This window comes from Mycobacterium sp. 852013-50091_SCH5140682, assembly GCF_001665685.1.
Taxonomy (GTDB): Bacteria; Actinomycetota; Actinomycetes; order Mycobacteriales; family Mycobacteriaceae; genus Mycobacterium.
The window spans coordinates 42,157-63,149 of record NZ_LZTB01000050.1 but is presented as its reverse complement, the minus strand read 5'-3'; the positions used below and the strand labels follow the sequence as shown (position 1 = coordinate 63,149).

The 20,993-nt window shown below is 68.0% G+C and carries 22 protein-coding genes; 16 read left to right on the top strand and 6 right to left on the bottom strand.

Going from position 1 to position 20,993, the window contains the following annotated elements:
- Entirely contained in the window at nucleotides 1–2,172 is a 2,172-nt protein-coding gene (gene sucT / locus A5784_RS15625) for an acetyltransferase SucT (protein ID WP_064945824.1), read from the bottom strand.
- A gap of 91 nt (nucleotides 2,173–2,263) precedes the next feature.
- Between sucT and A5784_RS15620 the strand changes: the two genes are divergently transcribed.
- The 5 genes from A5784_RS15620 to A5784_RS15600 all read left to right on the top strand — a co-directional run bounded on the left by A5784_RS15620 (nucleotide 2,264) and on the right by A5784_RS15600 (nucleotide 6,756).
- Complete coding sequence (locus A5784_RS15620) at nucleotides 2,264–3,562, top strand: adenosylmethionine--8-amino-7-oxononanoate transaminase (RefSeq protein ID WP_064945823.1); 1,299 nt, start codon at nucleotides 2,264–2,266, stop codon at nucleotides 3,560–3,562.
- Between the two features lie 63 nt (nucleotides 3,563–3,625).
- Nucleotides 3,626–4,774, top strand: a complete 1,149-nt coding sequence (locus A5784_RS15615; RefSeq protein ID WP_064945822.1) for an 8-amino-7-oxononanoate synthase — start codon at nucleotides 3,626–3,628, stop codon at nucleotides 4,772–4,774.
- Nucleotides 4,771–5,445 carry a dethiobiotin synthase gene (gene bioD / locus A5784_RS15610; protein ID WP_064945821.1) on the top strand — a complete coding sequence of 225 codons (675 nt, stop codon included), beginning with the start codon at nucleotides 4,771–4,773 and terminating at the stop codon, nucleotides 5,443–5,445. The genes A5784_RS15615 and bioD overlap by 4 nt, the downstream gene beginning before the upstream one ends.
- 33 nt (nucleotides 5,446–5,478) lie before the next feature.
- Nucleotides 5,479–5,988: a 2'-5' RNA ligase family protein gene (locus tag A5784_RS15605; RefSeq protein ID WP_064945820.1), complete on the top strand. Its 510-nt coding sequence runs from the start codon at nucleotides 5,479–5,481 to the stop codon at nucleotides 5,986–5,988.
- 12 nt (nucleotides 5,989–6,000) lie between these two features.
- Nucleotides 6,001–6,756: a maleylpyruvate isomerase family mycothiol-dependent enzyme gene (locus tag A5784_RS15600; RefSeq protein WP_064945819.1), complete on the top strand. Its 756-nt coding sequence runs from the start codon at nucleotides 6,001–6,003 to the stop codon at nucleotides 6,754–6,756.
- A 38-nt stretch (nucleotides 6,757–6,794) separates the two neighbouring features.
- On the opposite strand, the gene A5784_RS15595 is transcribed toward A5784_RS15600, so the two are convergent.
- Nucleotides 6,795–7,400 carry a TetR family transcriptional regulator gene (locus A5784_RS15595; protein WP_064945818.1) on the bottom strand — a complete coding sequence of 202 codons (606 nt, stop codon included), beginning with the start codon at nucleotides 7,398–7,400 and terminating at the stop codon, nucleotides 6,795–6,797.
- A 124-nt stretch (nucleotides 7,401–7,524) separates the two neighbouring features.
- On the opposite strand from A5784_RS15595, the gene bioB reads away from it, so the two are divergent.
- The 3 genes from bioB (at nucleotide 7,525) to A5784_RS15580 (ending at nucleotide 9,526) form a co-directional block, all read left to right on the top strand.
- Nucleotides 7,525–8,517, top strand: a complete 993-nt coding sequence (bioB, locus tag A5784_RS15590) for a biotin synthase BioB (RefSeq protein WP_197514763.1) — start codon at nucleotides 7,525–7,527, stop codon at nucleotides 8,515–8,517.
- 11 nt (nucleotides 8,518–8,528) lie between these two features.
- On the top strand, nucleotides 8,529–8,777 hold the full coding sequence (bsaP, locus tag A5784_RS15585) for a biotin synthase auxiliary protein BsaP (protein WP_170064258.1): 249 nt from the start codon (nucleotides 8,529–8,531) through the stop codon (nucleotides 8,775–8,777).
- A gap of 95 nt (nucleotides 8,778–8,872) precedes the next feature.
- Complete coding sequence (locus tag A5784_RS15580) at nucleotides 8,873–9,526, top strand: DUF2567 domain-containing protein (RefSeq protein WP_232006065.1); 654 nt, start codon at nucleotides 8,873–8,875, stop codon at nucleotides 9,524–9,526.
- 6 nt (nucleotides 9,527–9,532) lie between these two features.
- On the opposite strand, the gene A5784_RS15575 is transcribed toward A5784_RS15580, so the two are convergent.
- A complete protein-coding gene (locus A5784_RS15575; RefSeq protein WP_064945815.1) occupies nucleotides 9,533–10,864 on the bottom strand; it encodes a lipase family protein in 1,332 nt (443 codons plus the stop codon).
- A gap of 42 nt (nucleotides 10,865–10,906) precedes the next feature.
- Nucleotides 10,907–11,599 (bottom strand): NUDIX hydrolase, encoded by a 693-nt coding sequence (locus A5784_RS15570; protein WP_064945814.1) that lies wholly within the window; start codon nucleotides 11,597–11,599, stop codon nucleotides 10,907–10,909.
- A gap of 47 nt (nucleotides 11,600–11,646) precedes the next feature.
- On the opposite strand from A5784_RS15570, the gene nadA reads away from it, so the two are divergent.
- From nadA to nadC, 3 genes are read left to right on the top strand one after another with little or no spacing between them, the layout of a single operon-like run.
- On the top strand, nucleotides 11,647–12,702 hold the full coding sequence (nadA, locus tag A5784_RS15565; RefSeq protein WP_064945813.1) for a quinolinate synthase NadA: 1,056 nt from the start codon (nucleotides 11,647–11,649) through the stop codon (nucleotides 12,700–12,702).
- Entirely contained in the window at nucleotides 12,699–14,300 is a 1,602-nt protein-coding gene (locus tag A5784_RS15560; RefSeq protein WP_064945812.1) for an L-aspartate oxidase, read from the top strand. The genes nadA and A5784_RS15560 overlap by 4 nt, the downstream gene beginning before the upstream one ends.
- Nucleotides 14,300–15,157 carry a carboxylating nicotinate-nucleotide diphosphorylase gene (nadC, locus tag A5784_RS15555; RefSeq protein WP_064945854.1) on the top strand — a complete coding sequence of 286 codons (858 nt, stop codon included), beginning with the start codon at nucleotides 14,300–14,302 and terminating at the stop codon, nucleotides 15,155–15,157. The genes A5784_RS15560 and nadC overlap by 1 nt, the downstream gene beginning before the upstream one ends.
- Before the next feature lie 218 nt (nucleotides 15,158–15,375).
- Here nadC and rhtB read toward each other — a convergent pair whose 3' ends face one another.
- Complete coding sequence (gene rhtB / locus A5784_RS15550) at nucleotides 15,376–16,011, bottom strand: homoserine/homoserine lactone efflux protein (protein ID WP_064945811.1); 636 nt, start codon at nucleotides 16,009–16,011, stop codon at nucleotides 15,376–15,378.
- A 21-nt stretch (nucleotides 16,012–16,032) separates the two neighbouring features.
- Nucleotides 16,033–16,443 (bottom strand): nitroreductase family deazaflavin-dependent oxidoreductase, encoded by a 411-nt coding sequence (locus A5784_RS15545; RefSeq protein WP_064945810.1) that lies wholly within the window; start codon nucleotides 16,441–16,443, stop codon nucleotides 16,033–16,035.
- 105 nt (nucleotides 16,444–16,548) lie between these two features.
- On the opposite strand from A5784_RS15545, the gene hisD reads away from it, so the two are divergent.
- The 5 genes from hisD to priA are packed head-to-tail and all read left to right on the top strand — an operon-like array spanning nucleotide 16,549 to nucleotide 20,992.
- Nucleotides 16,549–17,871 (top strand): histidinol dehydrogenase, encoded by a 1,323-nt coding sequence (gene hisD, locus A5784_RS15540; RefSeq protein WP_197514762.1) that lies wholly within the window; start codon nucleotides 16,549–16,551, stop codon nucleotides 17,869–17,871.
- A 31-nt stretch (nucleotides 17,872–17,902) separates the two neighbouring features.
- Nucleotides 17,903–19,033: a histidinol-phosphate transaminase gene (locus A5784_RS15535; protein ID WP_064945853.1), complete on the top strand. Its 1,131-nt coding sequence runs from the start codon at nucleotides 17,903–17,905 to the stop codon at nucleotides 19,031–19,033.
- On the top strand, nucleotides 19,030–19,638 hold the full coding sequence (hisB, locus tag A5784_RS15530) for an imidazoleglycerol-phosphate dehydratase HisB (RefSeq protein ID WP_064945808.1): 609 nt from the start codon (nucleotides 19,030–19,032) through the stop codon (nucleotides 19,636–19,638). The genes A5784_RS15535 and hisB overlap by 4 nt, the downstream gene beginning before the upstream one ends.
- Nucleotides 19,635–20,252: an imidazole glycerol phosphate synthase subunit HisH gene (hisH, locus tag A5784_RS15525; protein ID WP_064945807.1), complete on the top strand. Its 618-nt coding sequence runs from the start codon at nucleotides 19,635–19,637 to the stop codon at nucleotides 20,250–20,252. The genes hisB and hisH overlap by 4 nt, the downstream gene beginning before the upstream one ends.
- Nucleotides 20,249–20,992, top strand: a complete 744-nt coding sequence (gene priA, locus A5784_RS15520) for a bifunctional 1-(5-phosphoribosyl)-5-((5-phosphoribosylamino)methylideneamino)imidazole-4-carboxamide isomerase/phosphoribosylanthranilate isomerase PriA (RefSeq protein WP_064945806.1) — start codon at nucleotides 20,249–20,251, stop codon at nucleotides 20,990–20,992. The genes hisH and priA overlap by 4 nt, the downstream gene beginning before the upstream one ends.
- Nucleotide 20,993: the final 1 nt, after the last annotated feature.

Below are 20,993 nucleotides of genomic sequence, written 5' to 3'. Positions count from 1 at the left end.
TCACCACCAACCCGTTGCAGCCGCCATCTGACGGCCGAGCTCACCCGTCATCGTTCTCATGTACGTCGTCGAGATGTGGTGAGAGTCGTGATACAGCAACACATTTCCCTCCACCACTCGGCAATAGTCCTTACGGCACACCGCATTGCTCATGTCGAGCGGCTTCAGCAGTGGGAACTGCCCGACGAAATCCAGAGTGGGGTTCCTGTCGGAGAGTACCTCGGAGCGCTTGACGCCGCAGGACACGGCGTCCCCACCCTTGGCCAGGCAGTCAGCCGGGAAGAACGGCTGGCCATCCCGTACCAGCCAGGGCGTGTCGCGCATCGCCAGAACGGGAATGTTGTTCTTGGACAAGGTTTCCCAGATGCCGATGTAAGTACCCGGCATCACATCGCCGGGCTTGATGTTCCACGGCCGGGTCGACGTGGTGAACACGTAGGCGGGCCGGTCGGCGATGAGCCGGGACATCACCTCGTCGTTCCATTGGTGACACTTCGGGTACGGACGGTTGTCGCCCATCACCAACGGGACTTCCTCGGTGGTCAGCGGGCAACCCATCTTCAGATACGTGACGACCTTGAAGTTGTGCAACCGGCCCAGCAGGTCGAGAGCGGTGATCCAGTGTTCGGCGTGCGAACCGCCCGCCAGCGCGATGGTGCGCGTCGCATCCTTGTCCCCGTAGGTACAGGTGATCACGTCGGCGTTGGAGAAATCACTGATGCAGCCGTCGAGCGTGGTCGCAGGCAGGTCGTCTTTGGCCTCCAGGACGGTCGGCCGCATGGGCAGCTTGGGCACCCGCTCGTGGTTGAGCAAGGCGCGGGCACCGGGATAGTCCCGAGCGGACAACCCGGCCAGCTCCTTGCCGTTGGCCCGCTGCACCGTTACGTGTTCGCGCCACGTGAACGACGTGGCGGTCAGGGCGACGCCGAGCAGGGCCACGCCGGAGCCCAGCACGATGGTCGGGCGCTTGAGCCGGGTCCGCAGCGGGATGGCCCGGGCAGGCGTGGCCGATTTGGCCGACTTCTGCAGCCGCAGCGGCTCCTCGACGTAGTGGGTGGTGAGCCAGGCCAGTACGCCGGAGATGAGCAGCACAACCGTGCCCTCGATGAAGTTGGTGTGCGAATGACCGGTGTAGGAGAGCCAGAAGATCAGCAGCGGCCAGTGCCACAGGTAGAGCGAGTAGGCCATGGAACCGAGCGAGACGAACGGCTTGGTGGCCAGCATCCGGTTGGGCAGCGGCAAGCGGTCATCCGAACCGGTACCCGTCATCAGGTTTGCCGCGGAGACGATGAACAGGATCGTGGCTCCGACCGGAACCAACGCCCACGGGCCGGGGAATTCCTTGACACCGTCGATGAACGCGCCGCACGACAGGATAGCGGCCAGCGCGATCGTCGCGACCACGGTGCGCAGCCACATCGGCCAGCGCACCAGCGGCACGACGGCGCCGACCAACGCACCGAGCAGCAACTCCCAGGCGCGGGCAAAGCTGTTGTAGTACGCGGTCGCCTGGTCGATGTTGTGCGCGATGATCGCGTACACGAAGGAGGCGACGGTCAGCGTGCTGAGCAGCACGACGAATGCCGTGCGCAGGTACCGACCGAAGACCTTCCGGCACAGATAGGCGAATCCGAAGATCAGGGCAAGAAACGCGATATAGAACTGGCCTTGTACCGACATCGACCAGATGTGCTGAAGCGGGCTGACCGCTTCGCCCGCGCGCAGATAGTTCGCCGCCGTGCTGGCCAGTTCCCAGTTCTGGTAATAGCCCAGGCTTGCCAAGCTCTGGTCAGCAAATGTCTCCCAACGGGTCTCCGGCTGGATCAGGATGGTCAGCACCGCCGCGGCCGCGAGCACCACGACCAGTGCGGGCAGCAGCCGGCGGACCAGCCGAACCACCTCGGGAACCGCCGAAAGCGAGGCGCCCGGGGTGAGCGCGGTGCGCAACAATTTGCCACCGAAAAAGAACCCGGACAACGCCAGAAAAACGTCCACACCACCGGAAACGCGCCCAAACCAGACATGGAAAACCGCGACCAGCGCGATGGCGATACCGCGCAGGCCGTCCAGATCGTGCCGATAGAAACCCGACTTTCGGGTCCCCATGGCGGCAGGGGCGGCGCACGAATCGTCGTTGACGGGCGCCGACCGGGCTGGGGCGAGGGTCATCATGATCGAGGTCAATTTACCTAAAAACCCTGTGGTGCTCACATTTCGTATGCCTTCGGCGCGGCAAGTGAGCAAAGGGCTAGGCTGCCGCTCTGTGGCTGAGCTGACACCGGACCAGATCAGTGCCATCGACACGGCACACGTCTGGCACCCGTACAGCACCATCGGGGCCGAGGCGTTGGCGCCGGTGGTGGCGGTCGGCGCCAAGGGTGCCTGGCTGACCGTGATCGACCCCGTCGACCGCGAGCCCATCGAGGTGCTCGACGCGATGGCCTCGTGGTGGACGGCGGTGCACGGCCACGGGCATCCGGCCCTGGACGGGGCCATCGCCCGCCAGATGGCGACGATGAACCACGTCATGTTCGGCGGCCTCACCCACGAGCCTGCTGCGCGGCTGGCGCAACTCCTTGTCCAACTGACCCCCGCCGGACTCGACACGGTCTTCTTCAGCGACTCCGGTTCCGTCTCGGTCGAGGTGGCCGTGAAGATGGCCCTGCAGTACTGGCGCAGCCTCGGCCGCATCGGCAAGCACCGCCTGATGACGTGGCGGGGCGGGTACCACGGCGACACCTTCACCCCGATGAGCGTGTGCGATCCCGACGGCGGCATGCATTCCATCTGGACCGATGTGCTGGTCGCCCAGGAGTTCGCGCCCCAGGTCCCCGGCGAGTACGACCCGGCCTACAGTGCGGCGTTCGAACAGCAGCTGGCCGACCACGCCGACGAGCTCGCAGCTGTCATCGTCGAACCGGTCGTGCAGGGGGCGGGCGGCATGCGCTTCCACGACCCTCGTTACCTGTCGGACCTGCGGGCTGCGTGCGACCGCCACGACGTGCTGCTGATCTTCGACGAGATCGCCACCGGCTTCGGCCGCACCGGCGAGCTGTTCGCGGCGGATCACGCCGGCGTCAGCCCCGACATCATGTGCGTCGGCAAGGCACTCACCGGCGGCTACATCACCCTGGCCGCCACCCTGTGCACGGCCCGGATCGCGCAGACCATCAGCTCGGGGGAGCCGGGCGCGCTCATGCACGGGCCGACGTTCATGGCCAACGCCCTGGCCTGCGCCGTCGGCGTGGCGGCCGTCGAGCTGTTGATCGACAGCGACTGGCGCACACAGGTCCGCACGATCGAAGCGGGGCTCCGGACGGGTCTGGCCCCCGCCCGCGACCTCGACGGTGTCGCCGATGTGCGGGTGCTCGGGGCGATCGGCGTGGTCGAGATGAAACAGCCGGTCGACATGCGCGTGGCCACCGCGGCGGCGCTGCGGCACCGGGTCTGGCTACGTCCGTTCCGCAACCTGGTCTACGCGATGCCGCCGTACATCTGCACTCCCGACGAGGTCGAACAGATCACCGCGGCGATGGTCGGCGTGGCGCGTGCACTAACCTGAACGGTGTTCAATTGCCGGCACCGCCCCGCTTCGGACTGCCGGCCGAGCACTGAGGAGCATCAGGTGACGCGCACAGATCTATCACCGCTGTCCTGGCTGGCCGACGTCGAACAGCAGCGCCGGGCCGCCGGATTGCGGCGCGAACTGCGGGTCCGCCCACCGGTCGGCGCCGAGCTGGATCTCGCGTCCAACGACTACCTGGGCCTGTCCCAGCACCCCGACGTGCTCGACGGCGGCGTCGAGGCATTGCGCACGTGGGGTGCAGGCGCCGGGGGATCGCGTCTGGTCACCGGCAACACCGAGCTTCACGAGGAGTTCGAGCACGCGCTGGCCGAGTTCGTCGGCGCCGAGTCCGCCCTGGTCTTCTCGTCCGGCTACACCGCCAACCTCGGCGCGGTCGTGGCCCTCTCCGGAGCCGGCTCGCTGGTGGTCTCCGACGCGTTGACGCACGCATCGCTGGTCGACGCGTGCCGGCTTTCCCGCGCGCGGGTGGTGGTCTCACCGCATCGTGACGTCGCCGCTGTCGACGCAGCGCTGCGCACCCGCACCGAAGACCGCGCGGTCGTGGTGACCGAGTCGGTGTTCAGCGCCGACGGCGTGCTGGCCCCGCTGCGCGAACTGCATGCGGTGTGCCGCCGCAACGGAGCGCTGCTCATCGTGGACGAGGCCCACGGTCTCGGCGTCCGCGGTACCGGCGGACAGGGTCTGCTGCACGAGGTCGGCCTGGCCGGGGCGCCGGACGTCGTGATGACGACGACGCTGTCGAAGGCGCTGGGCAGCCAGGGCGGCGTGGTCCTCGGCCCCGAGGCGGTACGGGCCCACCTGATCGATGCGGCACGTCCGTTCATCTTCGACACCGGCCTGGCGCCTGCCGCCGTCGGTGCCGCGCTGGCGGCGCTGCGCGTCCTGATCGCCGAGCCGCAACGGGCTCGAGCCGTGCTGGCCCACGCGGCCGAGTTGGCGCGAATCTCCGGTGTCACGGCCGAGCCCGACTCAGCGGTGGTGTCGGTGATTCTCGGCGAGCCCGACGTGGCGTTCGCCGCTGCGACGGCCTGCCTGGAGCGCGGTGTACGGGTGGGATGCTTCCGACCGCCGACCGTGCCGGTCGGCACCTCGCGGCTGCGGCTCACCGCACGGGCCTCGCTGACCGACGACGAAATGGACCTGGCGCGCCGGGTGCTCACCGAGGTCCTGGCGGGCGCCCGGGCATGACGCTGCTCATCGTCACCGGTACGGACACCGGCGTCGGCAAAACGGTGTCCACCGCGGCGCTGGCGTGCGCGGCCCGGCTGGCCGGGCGCGACGTCGCCGTGTGCAAACCGGTGCAGACCGGCGACGCGGACGGCGACGACGACCTCGGTGAGGTGCGCCGACTCGCCGGTGTGACGGCACTACACGGCGGCTGGCGATATCCCGAGGCGCTGGCGCCCGAGGCTGCCGCGCACCGGGCCGGGCTGGCGCTGCCTACCGGCGCCGAGTTGGTGACGGCGGTGCGATCCGCCGACGCGCCCGGGCGGTTGACCTTGGTCGAAGGGGCAGGTGGGCTGCTGGTTCGGATCGGCGCCGACGGCGTGACGCTGCGTGATCTCGCCGCCGAGGTCGCGGCTCCGGTGCTGGTGGTGGTGTCGGCCGGACTGGGCACCCTCAACCACACTGAGTTGACACTGGAATCGCTTGCCGGACAAGGCATTCCATGTGCCGGATTGGTCATCGGCGCATGGCCCGCGCAACCTGGGCCAGCTGAGGAAGGCAATCTGGAGGAGCTGGCCCGGCTGGCACCATTGCGCGCGGTGCTGCCCGCCGGGGCGGGCGCGGCGAATCCGCAGGAGTTCGAGGCGATCAGCGCCGGTGCGTTTGAACAAGGGTGGATCGAGAGTCTTTGACGCCAATGAGCGCTTGCGCTGAGAGGTAATAACGTGGTGCATTCCGTCGAGTTCGTCTTCGACGCCGATACCGAGGCTGCGATCCGCGGTATCTGGGACGGGCTGCGCGAGGCGGGCATCCCCAGTCAGGCGCCGGCGAGCCGGCCGCACACCACACTGGCCGTCGCCCAGCACATCGACGCGGCGGTCGAGACGGTGCTGCTGCCGGTCGTCGACCGGTTCCCGCTGTCGTGCCACATCGGCGCCACCCTGATCTTCGGGCGCACGGCCGGGGTACTCGCGCGGCTGTTGCTGCCATCGCCCGAGATTCTCGATGTGCATGCGCATGTCTACCGGTCGTGCGTGCCGCTGACGACACCCGGCCCGATGCCACGTACCGAGCCGGGCCACTGGACTCCGCACGTCACGCTGGCCCGCAGGATCTCCCCGGCGAAGCTGACCGCCGCGCTGCGGATCGCGGGACGGCCTGCCGAGATCACCGGCAAGATCACGGGCCTACGCAGATGGGACGGCGACCGCAGGACAGAACACCCGATCGGCTGACATGCTTACGGCGTGGACCGGATTGCGATCATCCGCGCTGAGGCCCAACGATTCGCCGACGTGCTGTCCGGCGTCACTCCGGAAAGTCGGTGTCCCACCTGTCCGGACTGGAGCGCCGCGGACCTGTTGTGGCACCTGACAGAGGTGCATTTCTTCTGGGCCGGGGTGCTGGAGAGGGATGTCCGCACCGACACCGATCTCGTGGCCGTCGAGCAGGCCAAACCGGCACGTCCGGACACCGTCGCGGAGGTGTTGGCGCTGCGGGAGCAGGCCACGTCGGCGCTGCTCGATCAACTGGACCAGCTCGATGACCGCGAACCGCGCTGGTCGTGGTTCGCGTCCGACCGGACCGTCGGTTTCACCCGGCGCATGCAGACCTACGAGGCGACGCTGCACCGCGTGGACGCGGAGTTGACGGCAGGTCTGCCGGTCAGCGCGATCGGTAGCGACGTGGCTGCCGGTGCCGTCGATCATGCCGTCGACGTGATGTGGGGATGGCAGCCGGAAGGTACGACGTACCGGCCGCACGGGGTCGTCGAATTCGTCGGCACCGACACTGCTCAGCGCTGGCTCGTCGAAGTGGGTGCGGCAGGCGACTGGCCGCGTGCGGTGCGCGCGCGGCCGGGTGCGGCGGCAACGGCGACGGTTCGTGCCCCCGTCGCCGACCTCGCATTGTGGAGCTGGACCAGGGGCGGATCGGTCGACGTCACCGGTGAACCGACGACGTTGGCCGCGTTGGACGCCGTGGTATCCAACGGTATGCCGTAACGCTGGCGCGTGAGGGTGAGTTCTGTTGTCGCCGTGCGCTATTCAGCTTTGGCTCGCACGGCGTCGAGGTCGGCACCGCCGTGGACGGCGAGGCCGTCGACGAGCAGCTGCAACCCGAAGCCGAACTCGCGGCCGGTGTCGGTCATCAGCACCGACTGTTCGTCGCTGAGTGCACCGGCGGCGTCCCACTGCAACCGCGACTGTTCATCGACGGTGAAACCGAGGACGTAGTACATGACGGTGCGGGCCGCGGGTTCGGCGTCCTGGGCGGCCACGCCGGCATCGCGGGCGGCATCCGCCAGCTGGGCGACGATAGCGGCGGCGCGGGCCGATTGGCCGGCCGCGAAGCTGGATGACACCAGCTCGGCGCCATCGGTGTGCGACAGCAACGCGTCGCGCAGCGTTGCACAGATCCCGTGGATTCGGTCGCGCCATCCGAATCCACTCGCGTCGGTGCCGGTCGGCTGCAGAATGCGATCCGCCACGGCGCCCAGCAGCTCCTGTTTGTTGGCGAAATGCCAGTACAGCGCGCCCGGGCTGACGTTGAGCTCACGGGCCAATCGCCGCATGGTCAGGTCCGCCATGCCGTAGCTGTCGAGGATGGCCGTCGCCGCATCCACCACGTCGGGTTTGTGGAGTTGCACGCCGCTACCCTAACCTGAACGGTGTTCAAGTGTGTTGGCCCCCGGCCGACGTGTTCAACAGTCGGCCACCGCCGACGTGTAAGTCGATGATCCGCAGGAGGAACCCACCGTGACGCAGGCGGCCTTGGATGTGTTGAGTGTGGCCCGGGAGCAGGTCCTGGAGCGTGGCGTTGGCCTCGATCAGGACCAGACGCTGCAGGTGTTGCAGCTGCCCGATGAGCACCTCGAGGAACTCCTCGCCCTGGCGCACGAGGTCCGGATGAAGTGGTGCGGGCCAGATGTCGAGGTCGAGGGCATCATCAGCCTCAAGACCGGCGGTTGCCCCGAGGACTGCCACTTCTGCTCGCAGTCGGGGCTTTTCGCGTCTCCCGTGCGCAGCGCCTGGCTGGACATCCCCAGCCTGGTGGAAGCGGCCAAGCAGACCGCCAAGACCGGTGCGACCGAATTCTGCATCGTCGCGGCGGTGCGCGGCCCTGACGAGCGGCTGCTGGCCCAGGTGGCTGCCGGCATCGAGGCGATCCGCAACGAGGTCGACATCCAGATCGCGTGCTCGCTGGGCATGTTGTCCGAGGACCAGGTGCAGCGCCTCTCCGACATGGGTGTACACCGCTACAACCACAACCTGGAGACGGCGCGCTCGTTCTTCACCAACGTCGTCACCACCCACACCTGGGAAGAGCGCTGGGACACCCTGCGCATGGTCCGCGAGGCCGGCATGGAGGTGTGCTGCGGCGGCATCCTCGGCATGGGGGAGACGCTCGAGCAGCGCGCCGAGTTCGCGGCGAACCTGGCCGAGCTCGATCCGCACGAGGTGCCGCTGAACTTCCTGAACCCGCGTCCGGGGACGCCCTTCGGCGACCTGGAGGTGCTGCCCGCTTCGGAGGCGCTGAAGGCGGTGGCCGCGTTCCGGCTGGCGCTGCCGCGCACCATGCTGCGCTTCGCCGGTGGCCGCGAGATCACCCTCGGCGATCTCGGCGCCAAGAAGGGCATCTTGGGCGGCATCAACGCTGTCATCGTCGGCAACTACCTGACCACGCTCGGCCGCCCGGCCGAAGCGGACCTGGAACTGCTCGACGATCTGCAGATGCCCATCAAAGCGCTCAACGCCAGCCTGTAGAACTGTTGGTGATGATTAGCGAGATGCCGGCGCTGCCCGCGCCTGTCAGCGCCGGTGTGTACAACGTCTATACCGGCGTCGAGGTCAATGCAGCGGCCGGCTCGGCGGTCCCTACGGCCGCGCAGTTGGGTCTCGAACCGCCACGCTTCTGCGCGGAGTGCGGCCGCCGGATGATCGTGCAGGTGCGCCCGGACGGGTGGTGGGCTAAGTGTTCGAGGCATGGGGTGGTGGACTCCAAGGACCTGGAGACGCAGCGATGAGCCTCTCGGGCGAAGAGCCGAAAGCCCCGATGAGCCCCTCGGGCGAAGAGCCGAGTGCCCCGATGAGCCTCTCGGGCGAAGAGCCGAAAGCCCCGATGAGCGCGCCTGCTGCCGATAGCGCTCCCAATGCTGTTGGGGCCCCGCGTATTTCACGCCAGCGTGCGGCGGTGACTGTCGTGGTCGCCATGGCTTTGGTTGGTGCCGTCGTCGGTGCGCTGTGGGCCTGGGTGGCGCCGTCGATCCACGGGGTGGTCGCGCTCACGCGCAGTGGCGAGCGGATTCATGCCTACCTCGGCAGCGAGTCCGACAACTTCTTCACTTCCGCGTTCATGTTCGTCGGATTCCTGGTGGTGGCGTCCGTAGTGGCTGCGGTGCTGGTCTGGCAATGGCGTGAGCACCGTGGCCCGGTGCTCGCGGGAGCGCTGGTCGTCGGCTGCGGCGTATCCGCGGCTGCGGCCGCAGGCGTCGGTGTGGCCCTGGCGCATCTGCGCTACGGAACCGTCGACCTGCTCGGGGCCCCGATCAGCCCCGAACATCGCGTGCACTACGTCGTGGAGGCGCCGCCGGCGTTCTTCGGGCACGGGCCGTTGCAGATCGCCACTACGATCCTGTTTCCGGCGGCCGTCGCAGCGCTGGTGTACGCGTTGATGGCGGTTTCCGCCGCGCGCGACGACCTGGGCGCCTGGCCGCCCGAGGAGACACCGGTGTATCCGGTGTTGCCTGCGCCGGTCGCTCAGCCCGGCGTCTGAGCCGGCTCAGAGCCGCCTGCGCCGCACGGTGCGGCCGGTGGCCATCTTGAATCCGATGCCTGCGAGCCGGGCCATGCCCACGTAGGTCATCGGGTTGAGCAGCGTCGGCCATTTCGTCCGCACGATGTGCGCTGTGAGCGGGCGGTCGGCGAACCTGTCACCCAGCCAGCGCAGCGCCATGGGGGCCGACATCGGGTGCAGCAAGAGGTGATCACAGAACATGTCCCGGTGGTAGGTGACGTCGGCGCCACCGGTGATGTAGGTGTCGGCCAGCGCGTCGATGTCATCGACCGAGATGATCTCGTCGTGGACGGCCTGCACGATGAGCACCGGCGGCCGCGGCGCGGCGGTCCCGAGCTTGATGTCGTCGAACACCTCGCTGACTTCCGACATGGCGAGGATGTCCTCCAGTGGCAGGTCCACCAGATCGTCCATATCGGTGCCGATGAGGCGCAGCACGGCTTCCACCGTGGTCATCCGGTGCAACCGGTCGAGCAGCTTGCGGCCTTCCCGTGTCGCGTGTTCAGCGATGACGCGGTTGAGGCCGGGATAGATGTCGGCGAGCGCGGCGACCACGAGTGCGGGCAGTCCGGAGAACAGGGTGCCGTTGAGCCGCCGGAACGTGTGCCCGAGATCGCCGACGGGCGAGCCGAGGACCGCGCCGACGACATTGAGCTCGGGAGCGTAGGACTCAGCCATCTCGGCGGCCCATCCGGTGGCCAGTCCACCTCCGGAGTAGCCCCACAGGCCGATCGGTGCCTCGGGCGAGAAATTGAGCTGCTCGGATTCGAGCGCGGCCCGCAGCCCGTCGAGGATGCGATAGCCGGGCTCGTACGGGGCGCCCCACATCCCTTCCACGCCTTCGTGGTCGGGGATCGACACCGCCCAGCCCTGAGCCACCGCCGCGGTGATCAGCAGGAGCTCCAGCTGGGCCAGCGATCCGGTGGCCTTGGCGTGGCGGCGCAGTGCGTAGGAGGGGAAGCAGCGTCCGGTGATCGCGTCGATCGCGCACTGATAGGACACCAGAGGACAGTCCGGGGCCGCGTCGGGCGGGACGATCACGGTGGTGACCGCAGCTTCGGGGACGCCGGTGCGGCTCGTCGAGCGGTAGAGCAGCTGCGTGGCGTGCAGCCGCTGCGGAATCACGCCCAGGAAGGACAGCTCCACGTCCCGGCTGCGCAGCACGGTGCCCGGGGCGGCGTGCTGGAACCCGGCGGGCGGCGCATAGAACGGATCGTCGGCCGGCAACTGAGGCCGGGCAGCACGGTCGAGTTCTTCGTGCGGTATGCGGCCGATCCATTCCGCGTCAGCCAAGTTGGCGGCACTGCCCAAGTCCATCCGGGCATTCTTACTTAAGAAGGGTCTAAGAATCCAGTCGACTCACCCGGGCGGGCGCAGCGCGGCGAATTCGTCGGTCACGCGATAGCGCGATTCGGTGAAGCGGTACAGGGCGGCCGGGCGGCCTCCGCTACGGCCCGATCGCGCCGTGGTGCCTGTGCGGGTGATGACGTTGCGGCGCTCGAGCACGCGTTGCAGGTTGGTCGTGTCGACCTGGTAGCCGAGCGCCGCGCTGTAGACGTCCCGCAATGATGAGAGGACGAATTCCACTGGGGCCAAAGCGAATCCGATGTTCGTGTACGACATCTTGGCGACCAGCCTGGTCCTCGCGTGTTCGACCATCGGCGCGTGGTCGAAGGCCATCGGGGGCAGGTCGTTGACCGGATGCCAGCGGGTGTCGGGTGGCAACTCCGGGGTCGCGGGGGAGGGCACCAGCCCCAGGAACGTCGACGCGATGGTGCGGGGCCCGGGAACACGGTCGGGCGCGGAGAACACGGCCAGCTGTTCGAGATGGGTGAGTTGTTGCACATCCACCTTCTCGGCGAGTTGGCGCCGGACCGAACTGATCAGATCCTCGTCATCGCGCAACCGGCCGCCGGGCAGCGACCACTTGCCACGCTCGGGTTCCCGTGCACGCTGCCATAACAGCACGTTAAGCGCGGGTTGCCGGGAGTCGAGGCCGCGAACCTGGAACACGACAGCGAGCACTTCATGCTCGGTGCTAGTATGTGGCATGTTTTCGATTATAAGTCGAAAACCTGACTGGGATTGAGGAGGCCGTCGTGACGGTGCTCAATGGCACGACCGCGGGGGATGTGGCAGGCCGGATGGCGGACCAGATTCTGGACGGGCCCGACGGCTATTCCGGCGTGGTCGGCGACGCGCAATGGGCCGCCGAGATCCGCCGACTCGTCGACCAGCGCGGCGCGACCCTGCTGGCGCACAACTACCAGCTGCCCGAGATCCAGGACGTGGCCGACCACGTCGGTGACTCGTTGGCGCTGTCCCGCATCGCCGCCGACGCTCCCGAGGACACCATCGTGTTCTGCGGCGTGCATTTCATGGCGGAGACGGCCAAGATCCTCAGCCCGGACAAGACCGTGCTGATCCCCGATCAGCGTGCCGGCTGCTCGCTGGCCGATTCCATCACCGTCGACGAACTGCGCGCGTGGAAGGACGAATATCCCGATGCCGTCGTCGTGTCGTATGTCAACACGACCGCCGCGGTGAAGGCGCTCACCGACATCTGCTGCACTTCGGCGAATGCCGTCGACGTCGTGGCGTCGATCCCCGCCGACCGGGAAGTGCTGTTCTGCCCCGACCAGTTCCTCGGAGCGCACGTCCGGCGCGTCACCGGCCGCACCAACATGCACATCTGGGCCGGTGAGTGCCACGTGCACGCCGGCATCAACGGCGACGAACTGGCCGACCAGGCGCGCTCACACCCGGATGCCGAGCTGTTCGTGCATCCCGAATGCGGTTGCGCGACTTCGGCGTTGTACCTGGCCGGGGAGGGCGCGGTGCCCGAGGAACGCGTGAAGATCCTGTCCACCGGCGGCATGCTCGACGCGGCCCGCGAGACCCGCGCCAGCCAGGTGCTGGTGGCCACCGAGATCGGCATGCTGCACCAACTCCGCCGGGCCGCACCGGAAGTCGACTTCCTCGCGGTCAACGACCGGGCCTCGTGCCGCTACATGAAGATGATCACGCCGGCCGCCCTGCTGCGGTGCCTGATCGACGGGGCCGACGAGGTACACGTCGACCCCGAAACCGCCCGGCTGGGCCGCGCCAGTGTGCAACGGATGATTGCCATCGGCCAGCCCGGCGGCGGCGAGTGAGCGGGTTGTCGGCCCGCACCGCAGGTGGCTCGTTCGCCTGCGGTGCGTCGACGCTGTGGCAGCAGCGCGCCGACGTCGTGGTGATCGGTACCGGAGTCGGCGGCCTGGTGGCCGCACTCGCGGCGCACCGGCAGGGCCGACGGGTGATCGTGCTCAGCAAGACCGGGGAAACAGCGACCGCGTACGCCCAGGGCGGTATCGCTGTCGTGTTGCCCGGCAACGACGACTCGATCGACGCGCACGTCGCCGACACCGTCTCCGCGGGTGGTGGGCTGTGCGATCCCGATGCGGTCCGCTCGATCGTCGGCGACGGCTACCGTGCCATCGCAGACTTGGTCGGTGCCGGTGCGCGGTTCGACGAAACGGCTCCGGGCCGGTGGGCACTGACCCGCGAGGGTGGGCACACCCGGCACCGGATCATTCATTCCGGCGGTGATGCCACCGGCGCCGAAGTCCAACGCGCCCTTGACCATGCCGCGGCCAATCTGGACATCAGGCGCAATCACGTGGCGCTGCAGATCCTGCACGACGGTTCGGCCGTGACCGGTGTGCTGGTGAACAACGAGGACGGCGTGGGCATCCTGCACGCGCCGTCGGTGATCCTGGCCACCGGTGGCCTCGGGCATCTGTATTGCGCCACAACCAATCCCGAGGGCTCGACGGGTGACGGTATCGCCTTGGCGCTGTGGGCGGGCGTACCGGTTGCCGACATCGAGTTCATTCAGTTTCACCCGACCATGTTGTTCAACGGTGAAGTCGACGGCCGCCTGCCACTGGTGACCGAGGCGATCCGCGGTGAAGGCGCCGTTCTCGTTGACTCGCAGGGTCTTTCGGTCACCGACGGAGTGCACCCGATGGGTGACTTGGCGCCGCGCGATGTGGTGGCGGCGGCGATCAACGCCCGACTGACCGCCACCGGTGATCCGTGCGTCTACCTCGACGCCCGCCGCATCGTGGATTTCCGCCGTCGGTTCCCGACCGTCGCGGCATCGTGCGCCGCCGCGGGCATCGATCCGACCCGCGAGCCGATCCCGGTGGTGCCCGGCGCGCACTACAGCTGCGGCGGAGTGGTCACCGACGTGTACGGCCGTACCGAATTACCCGGACTGTTCGCCGCCGGGGAGGTGGCCCGCACTGGCATGCACGGCGCCAACAGGTTGGCCTCCAACAGCCTGCTCGAGGGACTCGTGGTGGGTGGCCGCGCCGGGCGCGTCGCCGCCGACCATGCGGCGCAAGCCGGTTCGGTCCGTGCCCAGGCTCCCCGTGATCGTCGACTCGACACCGTCGACCGCAGCCTACTGCAACGCGCGATGTCCGCCCACGCCTCCGTGGTCCGCGACGCCGCCGGGCTGGGACAGCTGCGTGACCTCCTGGCCACCGCGTGCCAGCGGGAAACCCGTAGCCGCAAGAGTTTTGAAGATGCCGCGCTCACCGTGACAGCACGGGCTGTTGCCGCAGCGGCCCTCGCCCGTACCGAAACCAGGGGCTGCCACCACCGTGACGACTTCCCCGGGACCGACCCCAACCAGGAGCATCCGTTGAGCATCCGGAACAGCACCGGCGGCATCGCCGTCGCAACCCCGACGGCGGTGTGCTGATGGGCCTCTCAGAATCCGAGCTTGTGGAGGCCCGGGCGACCATCGCGCGGGCCCTCGAGGAGGACCTGCGCTACGGCCCTGACGTCACCACCCAGTCGACCGTGCCGGCCTCGGCCATGACCACCGCCTCGGTGGTCAACCGGGAACCGGGAGTCATCGCCGGCGTCGACATCGCCTTGCTGGTGCTCGACGAGGTGATCGGCTCCGATGCGTACCGGGTGGTCCACCGTGTCGACGACGGAGCCCGCCTGGACGCGAAGTCCCAAGTGCTGACCGTGGAGGCGCCGACGCGGCAACTGCTGACTGCCGAGCGCACGCTACTCAACCTGGTGTGCCATCTGTCGGGTATCGCCACGGCGACCGCCGCCTGGGTGGATGCCGTCGCCGGCACCAACGCCAAGATCCGCGACACCCGCAAGACGCTGCCCGGGCTGCGTGCCCTGCAGAAATACGCGGTCCGCGTCGGCGGGGGAGTCAACCACCGCATGGGATTGGGTGACGCCGCACTGATCAAGGACAACCATGTGGCCGCGGCAGGCTCGGTGCTGGCGGCGCTGCAAGCGGTGCGCGCCGCCGCACCCGAACTGCCGTGCGAGGTCGAGGTCGATTCCCTCGAACAGCTCGATGACGTGCTTGCCGCCGGGGCGGAACTGGTGCTCCTTGACAATTTCCCGGTCTGGCAGACGCAGATCGCCGTGCAACGGCGCGATGCCGCATCGCCGGCGACCAAGCTCGAGTCCTCCGGAGGCCTGACCCTGGACACCGCAGCCGAGTACGCCGGCACCGGGGTCGACTATCTCGCGGTCGGCGCGCTCACCCACTCGGTGCGGGTGCTCGACCTCGGGCTCGATATGTGAGCCGGAGAGCTGCGGGCGTGTCGCAGAAGTCGGCGTGTCGCGCTTCTCGTGGGGGACCGCACCTCCAACCGCGCCATCGCCGGCGGTACCAGAAAAAGTGATACCACCGGTGACAGCGCGTTTCGAACCGCACGTACCCCAGACTTTCTGGTGCGGCTGTGACGAATGTGACCAGCGTGTCTTTCTCGCCCGCGGAACCGCTCAGCGGCAGGGCGCGGTCAGGCGACCACACCTCGCCGCACGAGTGACAGCACCACCGCTGCGGTCGCGAACAGTCCGGAGAACACCCGGTTGAGCGCAGTCTGCTGGCGCGGGGTGTGCAGCCAGCGCAGCAGGCGCTCGGCCCCGCCGGTGTAGAGGCTCATGACGACCACGTCGACGCACACCATCGTCACCCCGATCGCCAGGTACTGCGGCAGCAGAGGCGCTGTCGGCATGACGAACTGCGGGAGCACTGCGACCAGGAACACCAGCCCCTTCGGATTGGTGGTGTTCACCAGGAACCCGCGCGCCACCAGAGCCGCCCGACCCCGGTCGGCTGCGCTGCCCAAGCGCTCGCGCAGGTCCTGGGACGCACTGCGCCACTGATGGACGGCCAGGTAGATCAGGTACGCGACACCGATCCACTTCACGATCTGGAAGGCCAGGATCGAGCTGGCAATGGCGGCGCCCAAACCGACCGCCACCAGCACCAGCTGCGCCAGCAGCCCCAGCTGCAACCCCAGCACACTCCACGAACCGCGGCGTAGGCCGTGTGTCAGGCCCGTGGCCATCGATTGGATCGCCCCGGCGCCCGGAGACACACTGATCGCGATCGACGCGCCGAGAAACGCCAGCCAGACCTGCCAAGTCATGCAAGCAGTCTGGCAGCGACGTCAAACGATATCGGCGACGAAGACCCCGATTCGCCGGGCAGCGATGCGGGCGATCGGTGGCAACGACGGGTCATCGGTGCCTGCAGGCAGCACCCGCGGGTTGGTGATGTGGACGTCACCGCGGAACAGATGGACGTCCGCTTCGCCCGCGGCCAGCACATTCTTGGCCCAGTTGGTCTTGCCGTGGGCGAGCAGCACCGCGAGCGTATTGCCCTTGCGGTAGCTGGTGACGATGGTCTCGTAGGGCGTGCCCGACGTGCGGCCGCGATGCTTGATCACGGTAAAGCCCGGCAGACGCTTCGACAGCGGCTTCAGCGCCGGGTTGATGTACTTGATCTGAAATCGTTCCAGGGCGGGCGGAACGAGCATCGGTATGCCAGGGGCGTTGTTGGGGTGATCCTTCGCGGACATCTCGACTCCATTCGCCGGTTTGCGACCACCCTACGACGCTTGCCTGCCCGGATTTTTATTCAACTGGACTGATCAGGGACAATCGAAGAGATGGCCGAGTTTCAGATGTCCCGTATCGACCTGCGCAACCGCGAGATGAGTGCCGCGCAACTGCGCGCTGCCCTGCCACGCGGTGGCGTCGACGTGGACGCAGTCGTTCCCAAGGTCCGTCCGATCGTCGACGCGATCGCCGAGCGGGGCGCGGTAGCCGCCCTGGAGTACGGCGAGTCTTTTGACGGCGTCCGGCCCGCGGCGGTCCGCGTCCCTGCCGAGTCCTTGGCGCAGTCGCTCGCCGAACTGTCGCCGGACGTGCGGGCCGCGCTGCAGGTGTCGATCGACCGCGCCCGCGCCGTGCACGCCGATCAGCGCCGCACGAACACCACCACGACGCTGGCCCCCGGGGCGACCGTCACCGAACGGTGGGTCCCGGTCGAGCGGGTCGGCCTCTACGTCCCGGGCGGCAATGCGGTCTATCCCTCCAGCGTGGTGATGAACGTGGTGCCCGCGCAGACCGCCGGTGTCGACTCCCTGGTGATCGCGAGCCCTCCGCAGGCGCAATCGGGACCCTTCCATGGCCTCCCGCACAAGACCATTTTGGCCGCCGCCGCATTGCTCGGTGTAGAGGAAGTGTGGGCGGTCGGCGGGGCCCAGGCCGTCGCGCTGCTGGCCTACGGTGGCACCGACACCGATGGAGCCGAGCTGGCCCCGGTGGACATGATCACCGGGCCGGGCAACATCTACGTCACCGCGGCAAAGCGGATCTGCCGTTCCCAGGTGGGTATCGACGCCGAAGCCGGCCCGACCGAGATCGCGATCCTCGCCGACCACACCGCCGACCCGGTGCACGTGGCCGCTGATCTGATCAGCCAGGCCGAGCACGACGAGATGGCCGCGAGTGTGCTGGTCACCAACAGTGTGGCGCTGGCGGATGCCACCGACCGCGAACTGACAAACCAGCTCGCCACCACGGTGCACGTCGAGCGGGTGACTGCTGCCCTGACCGGTCAGCAGTCGGCCATCGTGCTCGTCGATGACATCCCGGCCGGTATCCGCACGGTCAATGCCTACGCGGCGGAACACCTCGAGATCCAGACCGTCGACGCCGCCGGGGTCGCGGACCGGATTCGGTCGGCCGGAGCGATTTTCGTCGGCGCCTGGTCGCCGGTGAGCCTGGGTGACTACTGCGCGGGGTCCAACCACGTGCTGCCCACCGCCGGCTGTGCCCGGCACTCCAGCGGGCTGTCGGTGCAGACCTTCCTGCGCGGAATCCACGTGGTGGAGTACGACGAGGCTGCGCTCAAAGATGTGTCAGGCCATGTGATCACGCTGTCGAAGGCGGAAGATCTGCCGGCGCACGGTGAGGCGGTACGACGGAGGTTTGAACGGTGATGAGCGCTTGCGCGAAGAACAGAGGGCACTGATGTCAGCGCGCGAAGTGACCTTGGCGGATCTGCCGCTGCGGGACAACCTTCGGGGCAAGTCGCCGTATGGCGCACCGCAGTTGCAAGTTCCGGTGCGCCTGAACACCAACGAGAATCCGCACCCGCCCACCCAGGCGCTCATCGACGATGTCGCTGCCTCGGTGCGCGACGCCGCAGCCGAGCTGCATCGGTATCCCGACCGTGACGCGGTGGCGCTGCGCGCTGATCTGGCGGCCTATCTAACGTCGGCCACCGGGGTGCCTCTGACCACCGAGAACCTTTGGGCGGCCAACGGTTCCAATGAGATCCTGCAGCAACTGTTGCAGGCTTTCGGCGGCCCAGGCCGCCGGGCGATCGGCTTCGTGCCGTCGTATTCGATGCACCCGATCATCTCCGACGGCACCCAGACGGAGTGGCTGCAAGCATCCCGTGCGGACGATTTCAGCCTGGATGTCGACGCAGCCATCGCCGCCATCAAGGACCGCAAGCCCGACATCGTATTCGTGACGAGCCCGAACAACCCGTCGGGACAGAGCGTTCCGCTCGCGGATCTGCGGCGTCTGCTGGATGCGATGACCGGCGGCGTGCTGGTCCTCGACGAGGCCTACGGCGAGTTCTCGTCACAGCCCAGTGCCGTCGCGCTGCTGGCCGAATATCCCGCGAAACTCGTTGTCAGCCGGACCATGAGCAAGGCGTTCGCATTCGCCGGCGGCCGGCTGGGATACCTGGCGGCGGCGCCCGCGGTGATCGACGCACTGCTGTTGGTGCGGTTGCCGTATCACCTGTCGGTGCTGACCCAGGCCGCCGCCCGGGCCGCGTTGCGGCACGCCGACGACACCCTCGCCAGCGTGGCAACGCTTGCCGCCGAACGGGACCGGGTGTGCGCCGAACTGACCCGCTTGGGCTACCGCGTGATTCCCAGCGACGCGAACTTCGTGTTGTTCGGGCACTTCGCCGACGCGCCCTCCACCTGGCAGCACTACCTCGACGCGGGCGTGCTGATCCGTGACGTCGGCATCCCCGGGTACCTGCGCACCACGATCGGCCTGGCCGCAGAGAACGACGCGTTCCTGGCTGCCAGTGCGGACCTCGTCAAGACCGAAATCACCAGCACGGTAGGAGCATCGTGACCCGTCGCGCGAAAGTCGAACGTAAGACCCGCGAATCAGAGATCGTCGTCGAGATCGACCTCGACGGCACCGGTGTGGTCGACATCGATACCGGCGTACCGTTTTTCGACCACATGCTGACCTCGCTGGGCACTCACGCCAGCTTCGACCTGACCGTTCAGGCCAAGGGCGACATCGAGATCGAAGGCCACCACACGGTGGAGGACACCGCGATCGTGCTGGGCCAGGCCCTCGGCCAGGCGCTGGGGGACAAGACCGGGATCCGGCGATTCGGTGACGCGTTCATCCCGATGGACGAGACGTTGACGCACGCCGCGGTGGATGTGTCGGGCCGTCCGTACTTCGTGCACACCGGCGAGCCGGACTACATGGTCGAGTTCACCATCGCCGGGTCCAGCACGCCGTATCACACGGTGATCAACCGGCACGTGTTCGAGTCGATCGCGTTCAACGCCCGCATCGCACTGCATGTGCGCACCATCTACGGTCGCGATCCGCACCACATCACCGAGGCCGAGTACAAGGCCGTCGCCCGGGCGCTGCGCCAGGCCGTCGAATACGACCCTCGCGTCACAGGGGTGCCGTCCACGAAGGGCACTTTGTGACGAAGAAACTCGTCGTCCTCGACTACGGATCCGGGAATCTGCGCTCAGCGCAACGGGCCCTGCAGCGCGTCGGTGCCGATGTCGAGGTGACTGCCGACCCGGGCGCTGCCGCGGCTGCCGACGGTCTGGTGGTGCCGGGTGTGGGTGCCTACGAAGCGTGCATGAACGGTCTGCGGGCGATCGGTGGGGAGAAGATCATCGCCGACCGGCTGCGGCAGGGCCGTCCGGTGCTCGGCGTCTGCGTCGGTATGCAGATCTTGTTCTCCCGCGGTGTCGAGTTCGGCGTGGAGACTGTCGGCTGCGGTCAATGGCCCGGAGCCGTCACCCGGCTGGATGCCCCGGTGATTCCGCATATGGGCTGGAACGTCGTCGAGGCCGCCGCCGGAAGTAGGCTGTTCCGCGGGCTGGACGCCGACACGCGGTTCTATTTCGTGCACTCCTATGCCGCACAGGAGTGGTCGGGCAATTCCGACGCGTTGGTCACCTGGGCCACCCACCATGCCCGGTTCATCGCAGCGGTCGAGGACGGGCCGTTGGCGGCCACGCAATTTCATCCGGAGAAGAGCGGCGATGCCGGTGCCACGCTGCTTGCGAATTGGGTTGAGGGACTGTGAGTTTGATTCTTTTGCCGGCCGTCGACGTGGTCGAGGGCAAAGCCGTTCGGCTGGTTCAGGGCAAGGCGGGTAGCGAGACCGACTACGGCTCTGCGCTGGAAGCCGCGATGGCCTGGCAGCGTGACGGTGCACAGTGGATCCATCTGGTGGATCTCGACGCGGCCTTCGGCCGGGGGAGCAACCGCGAGTTGCTGGCCGAGGTCGTCGGCAAGCTCGACGTCGATGTCGAACTCTCCGGCGGCATCCGCGACGACGAGTCGCTGAAGGCCGCGCTGGCCACGGGCTGTGCGCGCGTCAACATCGGCACCGCGGCGCTGGAGAACCCGACGTGGTGTGCGGCGGCAATCGCCGAGTACGGCGACAAGGTGGCTGTGGGCTTGGATGTGCAGCTCGCTGAGGGCACGGCCGGTGCCTACAGATTGCGTGGCCGCGGCTGGGAAACCGACGGCGGCGATCTGTGGGAGGTGCTGGAACGCCTTGAGCGCGAGGGCTGTTCGCGGTACGTCGTCACCGACGTCACCAAGGACGGCACGCTGACCGGGCCCAATCTCGAGCTGCTCGGCGCGGTCGCCGAGCGCAGTGGCGTGCCCGTCATCGCCTCAGGCGGGGTGTCCAGCCTGGAGGATCTGCAGGCCATCGCCACGCTGACCGATCGCGGTGTCGAAGGCGCGATCGTCGGGAAAGCGCTCTACGCCGGCCGATTCACCCTGCCCGAGGCTCTCGCTGCGGTCAGCGGCTGAG